The sequence below is a fragment of the Microbispora sp. H13382 genome (assembly GCF_014161445.1).
Lineage (GTDB): Bacteria > Actinomycetota > Actinomycetes > Streptosporangiales > Streptosporangiaceae > Microbispora.
On the sequence record NZ_JABBXA010000017.1, the window covers coordinates 136,672 to 152,805 of the forward strand.

Sequence of the window (16,134 nt, forward strand, 5' to 3'; positions counted from 1 at the left end):
CGCCGGTCCTCCGCGATCACTTGAAGATAGTAGGGACTGCGGGGTCTCCGGGGGAGAGGCTGGACGCCTCCAGTGGCAACTCCGTCAAAGTCGCCCGGTGCCGGTCGCGGGCGGCCGCCAGGGGTTCGCGGCCGACGACCTTGCCGTCCCGCACGAGTTCGGCCAGCAGCGGCCGGTCCTCCGCGTCCATCGGCTCGCGGGTGACCACCTCGGCGGTGGCGGTGCCGCCGCTGGTCCTGCGGTAGGCCCACTTGCGCCCGCCGACGCTGGGCTTGCCGACGGACGTCTTCGCGACGGGCTGGAGGGCTCCCGTGTGGTCCTGTCTGGCGACGAGCTTGTAGACGAGGCTTGCCGTCGGATGGCCCGAGCCCGTGGACAGGGCGGTGCCCACGCCGTAGGCGTCCACCGGCGCCGCGGCCAGCGCCGCGATCGCGAACTCGTCGAGGTCGCTGGTGACGACGATCCGCGTGCGGTGCGCGCCGAGCTCGTCGAGCAGGCGGCGCACCTCCACGGCCACCACCGCGAGGTCGCCGGAGTCGATGCGCACCGCGCCGAGGTCGTGCCCGGCCAGCTCCACCGCGATGCGTACGGCCCTGGCGACGTCGTAGGTGTCCACGAGCAGGGTGGTGCCGCGCCCGAGGGAGTCGAGCTGGGCCCGGAAGGCGTCCTCCTCCGAGTCGTGCAGCAGGGTGAACGCGTGGGCGGCGGTGCCCGCGGTCGGCACGCCGTACAGGTGACCGGCCATGAGGTTGGAGGTGGAGGCGAAGCCGCACAGGTAGGCGGCCCTGGCGGCGGCGACCGCGGCGTGCTCGTGGGTGCGCCGCGAGCCCATCTCGATCAGCGGCCGGTCGCCGGCGGCCTGGGCCATCCGGGAGGCGGCCGCCGCGATCGCGCAGTCGTGGTTGAGTATCGACAGGACCAGCGTCTCCAGCAGCACGGCCTCGGCGAACGTCCCCTCCACCACCATGATCGGAGAGCCGGGGAAGAACGCCTCGCCCTCGCGGTAGCCGTACACGTTGCCGGAGAAGCGGTAGCCCGCGAGGAACTCGCCGGTCGGCTCGTCCACGATCCCGGCCGAGCACAGATAGTCGATGTCCTGCTCGTCGAAGCGGAAGTCCTCCAGCGCGTCGAGGAACCGCCCGGTGCCGGCCACCACCCCGTAGCGCCGTCCCCCGGGCAGCCGGCGGGCGAACACCTCGAAGACCGCCCTGCGGTGCGCCGCGCCGCTCGCCAGCGCGGCCTGGAGCATCGTCAGTTCGTACTGGTCGGTCAGCAGGGCCGTGCCCGTGGTCGTGCGCACGTGTCGAAGACTACGACGGTCGTGGTGCAGGATGGTTACGTGGGTAGCACAGCTCCAGCCGAGGTCGAGCGTCCGTCGTCGGACGTGCGCCCCGATCTGCCGTGGCTCACGATCGTGTGGAACGACCCGGTCAACCTGATGTCGTACGTCACGTACGTCTTCCAGGCCGTGTTCGGCTATCCCCGCCAGAAGGCCGAGAAGCTGATGATGGACGTCCACCACAAGGGCAAGGCCGTCGTCGCCAGCGGCACCCGGGAGGAGATGGAGCGCGACGTGCAGATCCTCCACTCCTACGGCCTGTGGGCCACCGTTCAGCAGGACAAATGATGAGCACGGGCTTCAGGGCGACGAGTGGCGGGGTGACCGTCCATCTCGACGCGGGTGAGGTGTCGATCCTGCGCTCGCTGGTGTCCCAGGTGCTCGGCCTGGTCGAGCCGGGGACCACCGGCGACGACCCGCTGGAGCGCGCCCTCGGCATCGGTGCGGCGGCCCCGTCGGCCGACCCCGTGCTCGCGCGCCTGTTCCCCTCGGCGTACTCCGACGACGACGAGGCGGCGCAGGAGTTCCGGCGCTACACGGAGGCGACGCTGCGCGACGGCAAGCGGGCCGACGCGACCACGCTGCTGGAGACGGCGGAGCCGGGACGGCTCACGCTCACCGCCGAGCAGGGGCAGGCGTGGCTGCGGGCGCTCAACGACGTCCGCCTCGCGCTCGGCGTGCGGCTGGAGGTCACCGAGGAGGTCCACGAGGAGATCGCCCGGATGCCCGAGGACGACCCCCGCTACCCCTCGTTCGTGATCTACGACTGGCTGACCTACCTGCAGGACACCCTCGTCAGGGCCCTTTGGTAGGTTGCCCGCATGCTGACGATCCCACGCGAACTGGTCGACAAGATCGTGGCCCACGCCCGGGCCGACCACCCCGACGAGGCGTGCGGCATCCTGGCCGGGCCCGCCGGGTCCGACCGTCCCGAACGGTTCGTCCCGATGGAGAACGCCGAGCGCTCCCCGACGTTCTACCGCTTCGACTCGATGGAGCAGTTCCGCGTGTGGCGGGAGATGGACGACCGCGACGAGGTCCCGGTCGTGATCTACCACTCCCACACCGCCACCGAGGCGTACCCCTCCCGTACGGACATCACCCTCGCCTCCGAGCCCGACGCCCACTACGTGCTGGTGTCGACCGCCTCCGAGGAGGAGACGTCCTTCCGGTCCTACCGGATCGTGGACGGCGTCGTCACGGAGGAGGAAGTCAAGATCGTCGAGTCGTACGGTTAAACTGAAGTTATGCCCATCGATGACGCTCGTCCCGTGTCGTCACCGGCTGTCCTGTCGCGCCGGGTACGCCCGGAGTCTCCTGTTCAGGCGTTCCTCTTCGCGCACACGCCTTCTGTCGTCGTCTACGACTGTCGCTGACCCGGCCGCCTGGCGGAGGCGCCCGTACGGGCCCGCCGGGGAGACGACCGCTGGAATCGACTCCCACCTGACCATGTTTCACTCAGGTGAACGCCTACCCTCACGACGACCACTGATCAAGGAGATTGAGCCGACATGGCTATCGAGGTCCGCATTCCGACCATCCTCCGCAGCTACACCGATGGCGCCAAGGCGGTCAACGCCAAGGGAGCGACCCTCGAAGAGCTGATCGGCGACCTGGAGTCGCGTCACCCCGGCCTGAAGGACCGGCTGGTGGACGACTCCGGGCTGCGCCGATTCGTCAACGTCTACCTCAACGACGAGGACGTACGTTTTCTCGGCGGGCTCGGCACCCCCGTCGCCGACGGCGACACCGTGACCGTGCTCCCGGCCGTCGCGGGCGGAGCGCGCTAGATGCGCTTCGACTCGTTGATCGACTCGGTCGGGCGCACCCCCCTGGTGGGTCTGCCCAGGCTGTCGCCGTCCCCCGACGTGCGGATCTGGGCGAAGCTGGAGGACCGCAACCCGACCGGGTCGGTCAAGGACAGGCCGGCGCTGTGGATGATCGAGCAGGCCGAGAAGGACGGGCTGCTCACGCCGGGATGCACGATCCTGGAGCCGACCTCCGGCAACACCGGCATCTCGCTGGCGATGTCGGCCCGGCTCAAGGGCTACCGGCTGATCTGCGTCATGCCGGAGAACACCTCCGAGGAGCGCCGCCAGCTGCTGCGCATGTGGGGCGCGGAGATCATCTCCTCGCCGGCCGCGGGCGGCTCCAACGAGGCGGTGCGGGTGGCCAAGGGCCTCGCGGCCGAGCACCCCGACTGGGTGATGCTCTACCAGTACGGCAACCCCGCCAACTGGCGTTCCCACTACGAGTCGACCGGGCCGGAGATCCTCGCGGACCTGCCGACCGTGACGCACTTCGTCGCCGGGCTCGGCACGACCGGCACGCTCATGGGCGTCGGCCGCTACCTGCGAGAGCAGGTGCCGGACGTGAAGATCGTGGCCGCCGAGCCCCGTTACGGCGAGCTGGTCTACGGCCTGCGCAACGTGGACGAGGGGTTCGTGCCCGAGCTGTACGACGCGTCCGTGCTGACCACCCGCTACTCGGTGACCTCGGCCGACGCGCTGCGCCGGACCCGTGAGCTGCTGGCCACCGAGGGCATCTTCGCGGGCATCTCGACGGGCTGCGCCCTGCACGCGGCCCTGGGCATGGCCCGCAAGGCCGTCCAGGCCGGCGAGCGGGCCGACATCGTGTTCATCGTGGCCGACGGCGGGTGGAAGTACCTGTCGACCGGCGCCTACGAGGGGACCCTCGACGAGGCGGAGGACCGCCTCGAAGGTCAGCTCTGGGCCTGACCCCCGACCCGGCTGACACGACCGACCGGCTCACCCCGCCCGCTCCGGCGAGGGTGGGCCGGAGTTCCGGTTCGGACGGGATGAGCCGGAGCCTGAGGGCCGGCAGGAGGGGTCAGTTGAAGACGACCCTGAGTGTGAAGGCCGAGCCGTCCTCGCTGGGGGTGCCGCTCAGGCCGATCGCCCGCAGCATCCCGGCGTCGGTGCGCGCCTGACCCGTCAGGCCCTCCAGATACAGCTTCTCCAGCCGGTCGAGGTCGGCGTACACGGCGTAGGTGGCGTTCCCGGAGTCCGGGACGGCCAGGCGGAACGTCTCGCTCTCGCCGAGCGTGCCGCCTCCGCCCAGGGCGGCGGCGTACTCCTGAGTGCTCGCGATCACGAACCGTCCGTCGCCCTCGGCGGTGGCGATGTCGGCGGATCTCTCCATGCCGTTCAGATGGGTCTTCACCCGGTTCACCAGGTCCTGCGCCTTGGCGGTGTCGGTCGTCAGCACGGCGCCCACGCGGGGCAGCGCGCCGTCCAGGTCCTGCTCGTCCAGGGCGAGCGTGAAGGTGCGGCCCAGCAGCGTCACGAGGTCGTCCGGCAGGGACAGGCCGTACTGCGCCCGCGCCCCGTCGAGGGTCTGCCTGAGCATCTCGCCGCCCGTGCCGCCCGCCGCCTGCTCGATCGACGGCCACTGCTCGCGCAGCATGTCGCCCAGGCCGGAGAACGAGGCCGCCGCGACCGTGGAGGCGGGCAGCTCACCGATCTTCACCGGCTCGGGCCGGACCTTCGTGGGCGTCCCGCCGCGGGTGATCCCGGCCAGTTCGGCGTAGTCGCCGGAGAACCGGAGGGCGCCGGCGAAGCGCATCCCCTTGATCTGCGGCAGCTCCAGAGTGGCGGAGGCGTCGGCCCAGCCGGTCTCGGCGACCTTCTCCACGTCCATCCAGAACGACAGCACGCCCTGCTCGCCCAGCGCCTTGAGGTCGTCGGCGAAGCGCGGGTCGCCGGACAGCGGCGCGGCCTTGACGTACTCGTCGGCCAGCTTCTGGCTCATCGCGATGACGGCGTACCCGTCGCGGAACGCCAGGCCGCCCTTCCCGTCGCCGAGGCCCAGCTTGCCGATGCCGGTCCGGGCCGCCGCCTCGTCCTTCACCTGTACGGCGAGTGCCCCGACGGGGTCGCCGCCGTCGGCCGCCGGAAGCACGGCGAGGCCGACGCGGTCGCCGAGCCAGGGCTCGACGTCCCTGGCGTAGTCGACCTTGGCGAGGCCGGGGTCGTCCTTCCGCAGCGCGGTGACGAGCGCCTTGCGCGGGTCGTCGCCGCCGAAGGAGTCGCGGGTGGCGGAGAACTTGCGGGCGATGCCGAACAACGCGAGCTTCTGCCCGGCCGCCGGGTCGAGGTCGAGCCGGACGTAGGCCATCGCGTTCGCCGGCAGCACGTCCTGCGGCTGGGTGCCACCGCCGCTGAGCTTCGAGGCGGCCCACACCCCGCCGCCGCCGACCAGGCCGACGAACACGGCGGCCACCAGCGCGAGGATCCAGCCTCGCCCCCGTCGGGTGCGGCCCGGGGGAGACGGCGGAGCGGCCAGGGTGACGGAGCCGATCTCCTCGGGCTCGGTCCAGGACGGCATCCGCACGGTGTGCGCCTCGCCCATGGGCGGGCGGGGAACGCGATAGGCGACGGTGCGGTCGAGGTCCTGTTCGTCGCCGGGTCTCCAGGCGCCGGGCTGCCTGGGGCCGGGCTGCCTGGGGCCGGGCTGCCTGGGATCGGGCTGCCTGGGGTCGGGGTTCTGCGGGGAGGTGTCGGGGGACATGGGGCTCACTCACATACGTCGTCGTCAGGTACGCCGTGAAGCTAGGCCCGGCCGGTAGCGGCGCGCTTGCAGGCCGCTTGACCGCGAGCCGCGGGGCGGTCCGCCGGAATGCCACGCTAGAGTAATCACCAGAACAAAATTCGGTAGAGCGGCGAGGGGCGCATGACCAAGTTCGACGAGGCGACGCAGGCCATCCGGGTCGACGACACCACCTACGACGTGTGTCTCGACGACGGATACTCCATCGGAGGGCCGCTGAACGGCGGCTATCTCATGGCCGCGATGCTGCGCGCCGTGGTGGACGCCTCTCCGCACGCGCACCCGGTCTCCACCAGCGCCCAGTTCCTCCGGGTCGCCCGGCCGGGCCCCGCCCGGGTGCTCCTCGAGCCGCTCAAGACGGGCCGTACGGCGGCGATGACCCGGGCGAGGCTCGTGCAGGACGGCGAGTCGTTCATCGAGATGCTCGTCACGACCGCGACGCTGGACGGGTCGGCGGCTCCCGACTTCGCGGACGGCCCGTCCGCCGTCATGCCGGAGCTGGCGGACTGCGTGCGCCTGCCCAGTCCCAAGCCCGAGTCGAACATGAACTTCGGCGCCCAGATGGAGATCGTGTTCGACCCGCCCACGATCGGCTGGCTCAGCGGCGAGCCGACCGGCCGGCCCGAGTCGCGGGCCTACTTCCGCCTTGCCGAGCCGCAGGACCCCGACCCGTACGTGCTGGCGCTGGCGGTGGACGCGCTGCCGCCGGTCGTGTTCTCCGCGGGGGCGCGGGGGTGGGCTCCGACGGTGGAGCTGACCTGGCATCTGCGCGCCCTGCCCGCGCCGGGGTGGCTGACCCTGCTCGGCGGCGGGCGGCTGATCAGCGACGGCTGGTTCGACGAGGAGGTCGAGGTGTGGGACTCGGCGGGACGGCTGGTCGCCCAGTCCCGCCAGCTCGCCCGCCTCGGCCGGGGCTGAGCTCTGTCCCCCCCCCGCGGGGGCGCGCGTGGTGAGCATCGCGGGGCGCGCGTGGTGAGCATCGCGGGGCGCGCGTGCTGAGCATCGCGGGGGCGGCGCGTTGTGAGCATTCTTACCCCGAGCGGCGGGGACCGTTCCCCTAACCTTGGGAAGCGTGCCGGACAACAGCAGGGCGATCGGGATCTTTGACAGCGGGGTGGGCGGCCTGACCGTCGCCCGGGCGATCATCGACCAGCTGCCCCACGAATCGATCTTCTACGTGGCCGACACGGCCCACCAGCCGTACGGGCCCAAGAGCATCGCCCAGCTTCGCGCGTACGCGCTGGAGGTCATGGACCACCTGGTCGAGCACGACGTGAAGATGCTGGTCATCGCGTGCAACAGCGCGAGCTCGGCGGTGCTCAGGGACGCCAGGGAGCGCTACGACGTCCCGGTCGTCGAGGTGATCCAGCCCGCCACCCGGCGGGCCGTGCGGGCCACGAGGAACGGCAGGGTCGGCGTGATCGCCACGCGGGCCACCATCGAGTCGATGGCCTACCACGACGCCTTCGCCGCCGCCCCCGACGTCGAGCTGGTCGCGGTGGCCGCCCCCCTGCTCGTGGAGTTCGTCGAGCGGGGCGAGACGATGAGCGAGGACCTCATCGAGGTGGTGAGGGGATACCTCAAGCCGATCCAGGACGCCGGCTGCGACACGCTCATCCTCGGCTGCACGCACTATCCGCTGCTCACCGGCGCCCTGTCGTACGTCGCGGGCGACGGGGTGACGCTGGTGTCCAGCGCCGAGGAGACGGCCAAGGACGTCTACCGCATCCTGCACGACCGCGGGCTGTCCAACGGCGCGGGCGAGCCGGGGCACCGCTTCCGGGCGACGGGCGACACCGAGCTGTTCGCGCGGCTCGGGCAGCGCTTCCTCGGTCCCGAGCTCCAGTCGGTGGAGCGGACCGCCCCCGGCATCGGCGACGTCACCGGCGTAGGGAGTTCGTGATGAAGTTGACGATCATCGGCTGCTCGGGCAGCTTTCCCGGCCCCGACAGCCCGTCCTCCTGCTATCTGCTGGAGGCCGAGGGCTTCCGGCTGCTGCTCGACTTCGGCAACGGCTCGCTGGGCGCGCTCCAGCGGCACGCCGGGCTCTACGAGGTCGACGCCATCCTCCTGTCCCACCTGCACGCCGACCACTGCCTCGACCTGTGCGCCTACCACGTCGTGCGCACCTACACCCCGGACGGCCCGCTGCCGAAGGTGCCCGTCCACGCCCCCGCCGGCGCCTCGAAGCGGCTCAACGCCGCGTACGCGATGCCGGACGAGCCGGTGCTAGAGAACTCCTTCGACTTCGTACGGCTGTCGCCCGGCACCCGGCACGTCGGCCCGTTCGAGGTGACGGCCGCCACGATGAACCACCCCGTGGAGACCTACGGCTTCCGCGTCACCCATCGGGGCAGGTCCGTCGCGTACTCGGCGGACACCGGCGAGTCGGCCGAACTGGTCAAGCTGGCCCACGAGGCCGACGTGCTCCTGTGCGAGGCGTCCTTCCTCGACGAGCCGGGCCTGACCCCCGGCCTGCACCTGAGCGGCAGGCAGGCGGCCGAGCACGCCGCCCGCGCCGAGGCCGCCGCGCTCGTCCTCACCCACCTCGTCCCGTGGTACGACAAGTCCCGCATCCTGGAGGACGCCTCACGCGGCGGCTTCGGCGGGCCGATGGAGTTGGCGCGGAGCGGGGCCGTGTATGACCTAGGGTGACCCGTATGGCTCGTTCACACGGTCGTAGTTCCGACCAGCTTCGCCCCGTGACCATCACCCGGAACTGGCTCGCCCACGCGGAGGGCTCCGTGCTGGTGGAGTTCGGGGGCACCAGGGTGCTGTGCGCCGCGACGGTGGAAAGCGGCGTGCCCCGCTGGCGCAAGGGCAGCGGTCTTGGCTGGGTGACGGCCGAGTACGCCATGCTGCCCCGGTCGACCAACACCCGCAACGACCGCGAGTCGGTCCGCGGCAAGATCGGCGGACGCACTCACGAGATCTCCCGGCTGATCGGCCGGTCCCTGCGCGCCTGCGTCGACTACAAGGCCCTGGGGGAGAACTCCGTCGTGCTCGACTGCGACGTGCTGCAGGCCGACGGCGGCACCCGCACCGCCGCCATCACCGGCGCGTACGTCGCCCTCGCCGACGCCATCGCCTGGATGCGGCAGCGCCGGATGTGCCCGGGCGACCCCCTGGTGAACTCGGTCGCCGCCGTCTCGGTCGGCGTCGTCGGCACCGAGCCGATGCTCGACCTCGACTACAGCGAGGACGTCAAGGCCGAGACCGACATGAACGTGGTGATGACCGGCAGGGGCGACTACGTCGAGGTGCAGGGCACCGCGGAAGGCACGCCGTTCGACCGGACGACGCTCAACGGCCTGCTCGACCTGGCAGCCACCGGATGCGCCGAGCTCACCCGCATCCAGACGGAAGCCCTCTCCTGAACACCGAGGACGACAGCATGAACAAGGTGGTCCTGGCCACCCGCAACGCCGGGAAGATCGTCGAACTGCGCCGGATCCTCGCCGACGCCGGTGTGCCGGTCGAACTCGTCGGCCTGGAGGCGTTCCCGCAGATCGGCGACGTGGCCGAGACAGGTCTCACGTTCGCGGAGAACGCGCTGCTCAAGGCGCACGCGGTCGCCTCGGCCAGCGGTCTGCCCGCCGTCGCGGACGACTCCGGCCTGTGCGTGGAGGCGCTGAACGGCATGCCGGGCATCTTCTCCGCCCGCTGGTCCGGCCGCCACGGCGACGACGACGCCAACCTCGACCTGCTGCTCGCGCAGGTCGCCGACGTGCCGGACGGCCGCAGGCAGGCCCACTTCGCCTGTACGGCCGCGCTCGCGCTGCCGACGGGTGAGGAGCACGTGGTGGAGGGCGCCGTGCACGGCTTCCTCATCCGCGAACGGCGCGGCACGGGCGGCTTCGGCTACGACCCGATCTTCGTGCCGGACGGCGAGACCCGCACGACCGCCGAGATGACGGCCGAGGAGAAGGACGCGATCAGCCACCGGGGCAAGGCGTTCCGCGCGCTCGCCCCGCTGATCGCCGAGGTCGTCTCGTAATCCCGCCGTAAGACCCCCGGGGGCGGACGGGCGTAGCGTTCGTGACGTGAACGCAGCAGGCACCCGCATGCCCGCCTGGGCGGCCGCGCAGACCGGCCTCGTCGCCGGTGCGGTGGCGCTCGGGGCGGCCCAGATCGTCGCCGGCCTGATCGATCCCGGCGCGGCGCCGGTCGTCGCCGTCGGCGGCGCGGTGGTCGACGCCACGCCCGCCGGTCTCAAGGAATGGGCGATCCGCACCTTCGGCTCCTACGACAAGGCGGTCCTGCTCGGCGGCATCGTCGTCGTGCTCGCGCTCGTCGCCGCCGGTCTCGGCCTGCTCGCCCGCCGCAGGGCGGCGTACGGCACGCTGGGCCTGGCCGTGTTCGGCCTCGTCGGCGCCGCCGCGGCGCTGTCCCGGCCGGACGCGGGGGTGGCGCACGTCCTGCCCTCGCTCGCGGGCGCCGCGGCGGGCGCCTGGACCCTCTCGCGGCTGACGCGCCGCGCCATGGGCAGCGGCGAGGAGGCCTACGTCGCCGCCAGCCGGGCCGCCGACGGGGAGAGCGCGCCGGCCACGCGACCGATCTCCGGCCCGGCGGGTGCCGCGACGGCGGACGAGGAGAGCCGCTCGGCGGCGCCCGGCCCCGCCGTGCCGGCCGTCATGCGGCCGGGCGCGGCGCCGTACGCCTTCGACCGGCGCAGGCTCCTGACGGGGGCGGCGACCGGGGTCGTCGTGGCGGGCGCCGCCGGTCTCGGCGGCTGGCTGCTGTCGGGCACGAAGGACGGCGAGATCGCCCGGAGGAACGTGGCGAGAATGCTGCCGCGCGCGGCGCGCCCGGCCGTGCCCATCCCGTCCGGGGCGGACCTCCGGATTCCCGGCCTGACGCCCTTCGTCACGCCCGACGCCGACTTCTACCGGGTGGACACCGCCCTCGTCGTGCCGTCGGTGGACCCGGCCCGATGGACGCTGAAGATCCACGGACTGGTGGACAGGCCGGTCGAGCTGACCTTCGCCGACCTGCTCAAGCGCCCCCTCATGGAGGCGGACGTCACGCTGACCTGCGTGTCCAACGAGGTCGGCGGGCCGTACATCGGCAACGCCCGCTGGCTCGGCGCCCGGCTCGCCGACGTGCTGCGCGAGGCCGGGATCCGCCGTGAGGCCGACATGCTGCTCAGCGTCTCCGAGGACGGCTGGACCTGCGGCACACCGGTCGACGTGGTCATGGACGGCCGCGACGCGTTGCTCGCCGTCGCCATGAACGGCGAGGTGCTCCCGGAGGCCCACGGCTTCCCGGTCCGCCAGGTCGTGCCCGGCCTGTATGGATATGTGTCGGCGACGAAGTGGGTCACCGAGATAAGGGTCACCCGGTTCGACCGGGACGAGGCCTACTGGACGCCGCGCGGCTGGGCGCCGCGGGGCCCGATCAAAACCCAGTCCAGGATCGACCTGCCCCGCGACGGGGACGAGGTCACGGCGGGGCGTACGACCCTGGCGGGCGTCGCGTGGGCCCAGCACCGCGGCGTCGACGCGGTCGAGGTGCGGGTGGACGGGAGCCCGTGGCGGCAGGCGAGGCTCGCGGACGCCCCCGGCCCGGACACCTGGCGGCAGTGGTCGCTCGACCTCGACCTGACGCCCGGCCGGCACACGATCTCGGTGCGGGCCACCGACGCGACCGGTTACACCCAGACCGAGGACGAGGCCCCGCCCGCCCCCGACGGCGCGACCGGTCTCCACACCGTCACCGTCACGGCCCGCTGACCGGCCCCTCGGGGGAAGCCGGGTCTGGAGTTGGGAAAACCCGCCGTGCCCCGGGCGGCCCGCCTCTACCATCGGCACGCTGATGTGCGCGAGGAGGGGGGCCAAGCGCGTGAACCAGGAGAGGGCGCGCCGGCACGCGAGGTGGCGGTTGCCGTCCGGTGTGTACAACCCGGTCGTGTCGGCCGACGGCCGGCGATGGCGGGATTACGAGCAGGCGGCCGACGCGCCTGCTCCTTCGCTCGAGGACCGCCGCCTGGACGTGCGGATCGCGGCGCTGCCGCTGGGCATCGACACCATGACCGACACCATCACCATGCCGGTGGTGCCGGCGGCGAGGAACGGCGAGATCGGGGGACGGGGCGGCCACGGCCCGGGGACGCCGACGGGGCGCCGCGGCGGGCCGCCCGACCTCCGGGAAGCCGTCCCCGTCGCGACGCCCGCCGACGCCGGGACCGGGGACGACGAGGATGGTCGGGGCCCGGAGGATGCCGAGGATCATGCGGACGTCGAGGCATCCGAGGATGACCGGGACGATCGGGACGCCCGTGATGCCGCTGATGCCCGTGATGCCCCTGATGCCCGGGACGCTCAGAGACCGGAGAACGGCGGGAACGTCGAGCGCGCCCTTGACGACGGCGAGGCGACGGGAGAGCCGGCGGCGGAGACGACCGCCGGGGAAATCTCCGGAGAGGCCGTTGGAGAGGCCGTAGGGGGGACCGCCGACGTCACGACAGATGGCGCGCCGTCGACCTCGGGAGAACCCGGCCCGGGGGACGCCGGGCCTGATCCGGGGGAGCCCGGCTCGCACGTCTCCACCCGTGAAGAGCCCGGCTCGGATGCCCGCGTCCGTGAGGACTCCGGCTCGCGCGCGTTCGCCCGCGACGAGTCCGTGTCGCACGCCCGCGCGTGGGAGGACTCGGGCTCGCGGGAGCCAGGCCCGGGGGAGCCCGGCCTGCGAGAGCCCGGCGACCTCGCGCACGCGGAGGAACCCCCGGCCGCCGAACCCGAGGCGAATCATGACGGGGCCGACGTCGCCGGGCACGAGGACGCCACCGAAGACACCACCGAAGACGCCACCGGGGACGCCGCCGCGGACCCGGCCGGGCAGGACGAGTGGCGCGCCGAGACCGCGCCCGCGCCGAGGATCCCCGCAGCACAGACCGGCGACGAGCCGGCGCCCGAGGCAGGCCGGAGCGAGTGGCGCGAGGAGGCGTCCGGCGGCGCCGCGGACGACGGTCCGGAGACGGGCGAGCTCGCGGACGCCGACGACTTCTGGGCGGCCGTGCTGCGCGACGACACCGAGTGCGACTGGCTGGACGGCCCGGGCCGCCCGCGGCGGCTGGAGGAGACCCGCCCGTACGGCAGGCCTGGCGGCCTGGCCGAGGCGGATCCGGACGGCCAGGTGAGCCTCGCGCAGGCGGTGAGTGGGCGCTTCCCGGACCCGCGCGGCACCTGGATCCGCCTGATCAACGCAGAAGGGCCGACGGAGGACGCGTTCAGGTCCAACAACGCCGTCGACTGCGCGCTGTCGGTGATGTCCACCTGGCACGGCGAGCCCGCGGTGGCGGCGCGCAGGCAGCCGGAGTACGACGGGTCGGGCCGCCCGCTGCTGACCGGGGAGACCGGGGGCGTCGCCCGCGCCGAGGAGTGGCTCGGGCACCGGTTCGAGTACGTGGGCCACGGCCGCCGGGCGTACGTGGCCGTCGCCCAGCGGCTGATCTTCGGCGGGCACGGCGCCGCCGCCGTCCTCATCACCCGCTGGGCCGGGGGTGGCAGCCACGCGTGGAACGCGGTCAACTGCCGGGGCGAGGTCCTGTGGATCGACGCCCAGCGGGGTCACATGGCCGTGGAACCGCCGTACGAGGACGTCACGGGGGTCTTCGCGGTGGTGATCGACCGCCAGGGCCGCCGCCTGTGACGGCCCGCGCCCGGGTCACCCGCACGCACGGGTGCCCCGGGCGACCGACGCCCCGGCCCGTACGGAACCGGGGGAGCGGCGGTCAGGAGGCGGCCAGCGCCCCGACGACCGACGCCCGGGCGGCCCGGCGGGCGGGCAGCACCGCGGCGAGCACCCCGGCCAGGCCCGAGGCGGCGATGAAGATCAGGATCTGCACGGCCGGAAGCTGGAAGGAGACGTTCTCCGTGAGCGTCGTCGTCGCCGCCCAGCCGTACGCGGTGCCGAGCACGACGCCGACGATCGCGCCCACCAGGCCGAGGACCAGCGCCTCGACCGAGAGCATGCCCCGCAACTGCGGCCGGGTCAGCCCGAGGGCGCGCAGCAGCGCGGACTCGCGGGTCCGTTCGTGGACCGACAGCGACAGCGTGTTCGCGATGCCGAGCAGCGAGATCACGATCGCGAGGGCCAGCAGCCCGGTGACGACCATGAGCATCGAGTCGATCGCCTCGTCGAACTGGCCGCGGATCTCGGTCGTGCTGCCGACCTTGACCGCCGGGTAGGCCGCCGTGGCGTCGTCCACCACCTTGCGCGCCCGCTCCGGGGCCACGCCGTCGGCGGCGTCCACCAGGATCTGCGTGTCGTCCACAACTCCGAAGTGCCGTTCGAACGCCTGCTCGGCCATCGTGAACGGCGGCAGCAGGGACACGTCGGCCTTCAGCACCGCCGCCACCTCGAGCGAGGCGCTCTTCCCTCCCGACGCGACGGTCACGCTGTCGCCCACCGCGACGCCGAGGTCCCGGGCCACGTAGTCGGCCACCGCGACGTCGCCCGCGCCGAAGCCGTGCAGCGTGCCGGACGACGCCTCCGGCTTGATGGCGGTGCCGATGGCCGACTGGGTGACCGTGCCCACCTCGTAGTCGCGGCCGTTCACCTTGGCCTTCTTGCCGCGGAACTCGGTCACCGCGGCGAGGTCGCGGCTCCCGCGCAGCGCGTCGGCGACCGAGCGGGGGATCGTGCCCGTCTGCGCCGACAGGATGTAGTCGGCGGGGAACTGCTTGTCGAGTTCGCCGCCGACCGTGGTCCGCACCGTGGCGGTCAGGACCGACATGAACGTCATCAGCGTCACGCCGATGGTCAGGGCCACCGTCGTGGTGGCCGCCCGCTTGGGGTTGCGCCGCGAGTTGTCCAGGGCGAGCCGTCCCGGCACGCCGAACAGCCGCGCAGGCACCCAGCCGGCCAGCCCGCTCAGCGGCCGTACGATCACCGGGCCGAGCACCAGCACCGCGAAGAACACGAGCACGCCACCGGCCATGACCGTCAGCAGCGCCGCCTGGCCCGGCTTCTGCAGCACCCCCGCCGCGGTGAGGCCGGCCCCCGCCAGCAGGAGCAGGACCGAGACGACCATCCGTACGACCCCGGTGCGGAAGGTGTGCTCCTCGACCTGCGCGCGCAGCGCCGCGACGGGCGGCACACGGGTGGACTGGCGCGCCGGGAGCAGGGCGGCGGCCATCGTCACGACGACGCCGGTGCACAGGCCGACGGCGATCGTCTGCGGGGACAGGGTCACCGTGCCCGTGGGGATGTCGGTGCCGACGGCCCTCAGCACGGCGACCGCCGCGGCCCCGAGGCCGAGGCCCGTCAGCAGGCCCAGCACCGACGACAGCAGGCCGACCACGGCGGACTCCAGCACGATCGAGCCGAAGACCTGCCGTTTGGTGGCGCCGATGCAGCGCAGCAGCGCCATCTCGCGCATCCGCTGCGCGACCAGGATGTTGAAGGTGTTGTAGATGACGAGCGCGGCGACGAGCAGCGCGACCGCGCCGAACAGCAGCAGGCCCAGCCGGATGTAGGACGTGTCCACGTGGTTGCGCCTGGCCACCTCGTCGGCGCGTTCCCGCCCGGTCATCACCGTCGCGTCGCCGCCCACGGCCGCCGCGACGGCCGCGCGCAGGCTCTCCGGCGAGGGTCCCGAGGAGACGACGTCGATCTCGGTGTAGCCCTTGGCTCCGGTGACGCGCCGCGCCGCGTCGGGGGTGAAGGCGACCGCGCCCCGGTAGGCGAGGTTCTGGTCGACGCCCACGTCGAAGATCCCGACGAGGCGGAACTCCTGCCGTTCGCCCGCCCGGTCGAGCACCGCGACGGTCGCCCCCGGTGCCAGCCCCTGGGCCTTGGCGGTGTTCTTGTCGAGCACCGCCTCGCCGGCGGCGGAGGGCGCCCGCCCCGAAGTGATCTTGATGCGGCTCGCCGGGATGGACACCCCGGCGGTCGGGAAGTCCCCGACGACCTTGCCGTCCCTGCCGATCAGCGGCGCGTCCCCGGACACCACGGGCTGGGCGTCCCGCACGCCCCGCACCGCCCTGACCGCCGCGAGCGCGCTCTGCGGCAGGCTCGCGTCGCCCTCGGCGTCGTCCTTGGGCGCCACCACCACGTCCACCTTGTCGGCGTCCGCGGCGAACGACTGGGTGAACCCGGCGTCGATGGTGTCGGTGAGCACGAACGTGCCCGCGATGAACCCGACACCGAGCACGATCGCCAGGGAGGTGAGCAGCAGGCGCAGGCGGTGCGCCAGCAGCCCGGTGAGAGTGGTCCTGAACACG

15 protein-coding genes are annotated in these 16,134 nt (G+C 72.9%); 12 read left to right on the forward strand and 3 right to left on the reverse strand.

All coding sequences use genetic code 11. From position 1 onward, the window contains the following. Positions 1–16: 16 nt before the first annotated feature. Positions 17–1,300 carry a nicotinate phosphoribosyltransferase gene (locus tag HHX41_RS28675; protein WP_169981989.1) on the reverse strand — a complete coding sequence of 428 codons (1,284 nt, stop codon included), beginning with the start codon at positions 1,298–1,300 and terminating at the stop codon, positions 17–19. A 39-nt stretch (positions 1,301–1,339) separates the two neighbouring features. On the opposite strand from HHX41_RS28675, the gene clpS reads away from it, so the two are divergent. From clpS to HHX41_RS28700, 5 genes are all read left to right on the forward strand, one after another. Further along, complete coding sequence (clpS, locus tag HHX41_RS41050) at positions 1,340–1,627, forward strand: ATP-dependent Clp protease adapter ClpS (RefSeq protein WP_169950261.1); 288 nt, start codon at positions 1,340–1,342, stop codon at positions 1,625–1,627. After that, positions 1,627–2,151 carry a DUF2017 domain-containing protein gene (locus tag HHX41_RS28685; RefSeq protein ID WP_169981988.1) on the forward strand — a complete coding sequence of 175 codons (525 nt, stop codon included), beginning with the start codon at positions 1,627–1,629 and terminating at the stop codon, positions 2,149–2,151. Before clpS ends, HHX41_RS28685 begins: the two co-directional genes overlap by 1 nt. 9 nt (positions 2,152–2,160) lie before the next feature. Then, positions 2,161–2,577 (forward strand): Mov34/MPN/PAD-1 family protein, encoded by a 417-nt coding sequence (locus tag HHX41_RS28690; RefSeq protein WP_182908435.1) that lies wholly within the window; start codon positions 2,161–2,163, stop codon positions 2,575–2,577. Between the two features lie 273 nt (positions 2,578–2,850). Beyond that, positions 2,851–3,129, forward strand: coding sequence for a MoaD/ThiS family protein (locus HHX41_RS28695; protein WP_169981986.1), 279 nt, complete (start codon positions 2,851–2,853; stop codon positions 3,127–3,129). Beyond that, on the forward strand, positions 3,130–4,077 hold the full coding sequence (locus HHX41_RS28700) for a PLP-dependent cysteine synthase family protein (protein WP_169981985.1): 948 nt from the start codon (positions 3,130–3,132) through the stop codon (positions 4,075–4,077). A gap of 112 nt (positions 4,078–4,189) precedes the next feature. On the opposite strand, the gene HHX41_RS28705 is transcribed toward HHX41_RS28700, so the two are convergent. Continuing rightward, entirely contained in the window at positions 4,190–5,869 is a 1,680-nt protein-coding gene (locus HHX41_RS28705; protein WP_182908436.1) for a DUF3352 domain-containing protein, read from the reverse strand. A 162-nt stretch (positions 5,870–6,031) separates the two neighbouring features. On the opposite strand from HHX41_RS28705, the gene HHX41_RS28710 reads away from it, so the two are divergent. From HHX41_RS28710 to HHX41_RS28740, 7 genes are all read left to right on the forward strand, one after another. Beyond that, on the forward strand, positions 6,032–6,826 hold the full coding sequence (locus HHX41_RS28710; protein ID WP_169981983.1) for a thioesterase family protein: 795 nt from the start codon (positions 6,032–6,034) through the stop codon (positions 6,824–6,826). Positions 6,827–6,980: 154 nt separating this feature from the next. Further along, positions 6,981–7,811, forward strand: a complete 831-nt coding sequence (gene murI, locus HHX41_RS28715) for a glutamate racemase (RefSeq protein ID WP_182908437.1) — start codon at positions 6,981–6,983, stop codon at positions 7,809–7,811. Next, entirely contained in the window at positions 7,811–8,563 is a 753-nt protein-coding gene (locus HHX41_RS28720) for an MBL fold metallo-hydrolase (RefSeq protein ID WP_169981981.1), read from the forward strand. Before murI ends, HHX41_RS28720 begins: the two co-directional genes overlap by 1 nt. Before the next feature lie 5 nt (positions 8,564–8,568). After that, a complete protein-coding gene (gene rph, locus HHX41_RS28725; RefSeq protein WP_169981980.1) occupies positions 8,569–9,285 on the forward strand; it encodes a ribonuclease PH in 717 nt (238 codons plus the stop codon). A 17-nt stretch (positions 9,286–9,302) separates the two neighbouring features. Further along, positions 9,303–9,905 (forward strand): RdgB/HAM1 family non-canonical purine NTP pyrophosphatase, encoded by a 603-nt coding sequence (gene rdgB / locus HHX41_RS28730; RefSeq protein WP_182908438.1) that lies wholly within the window; start codon positions 9,303–9,305, stop codon positions 9,903–9,905. Positions 9,906–9,951: 46 nt separating this feature from the next. Next, positions 9,952–11,640, forward strand: coding sequence for a molybdopterin-dependent oxidoreductase (locus tag HHX41_RS28735; RefSeq protein WP_310742222.1), 1,689 nt, complete (start codon positions 9,952–9,954; stop codon positions 11,638–11,640). Between the two features lie 109 nt (positions 11,641–11,749). After that, positions 11,750–13,558 (forward strand): toxin glutamine deamidase domain-containing protein, encoded by a 1,809-nt coding sequence (locus tag HHX41_RS28740; RefSeq protein WP_310742223.1) that lies wholly within the window; start codon positions 11,750–11,752, stop codon positions 13,556–13,558. An 82-nt stretch (positions 13,559–13,640) separates the two neighbouring features. Here HHX41_RS28740 and HHX41_RS28745 read toward each other — a convergent pair whose 3' ends face one another. Next, positions 13,641–16,133 (reverse strand): FtsX-like permease family protein, encoded by a 2,493-nt coding sequence (locus HHX41_RS28745; RefSeq protein ID WP_182908439.1) that lies wholly within the window; start codon positions 16,131–16,133, stop codon positions 13,641–13,643. Position 16,134 lies beyond the last annotated feature (1 nt).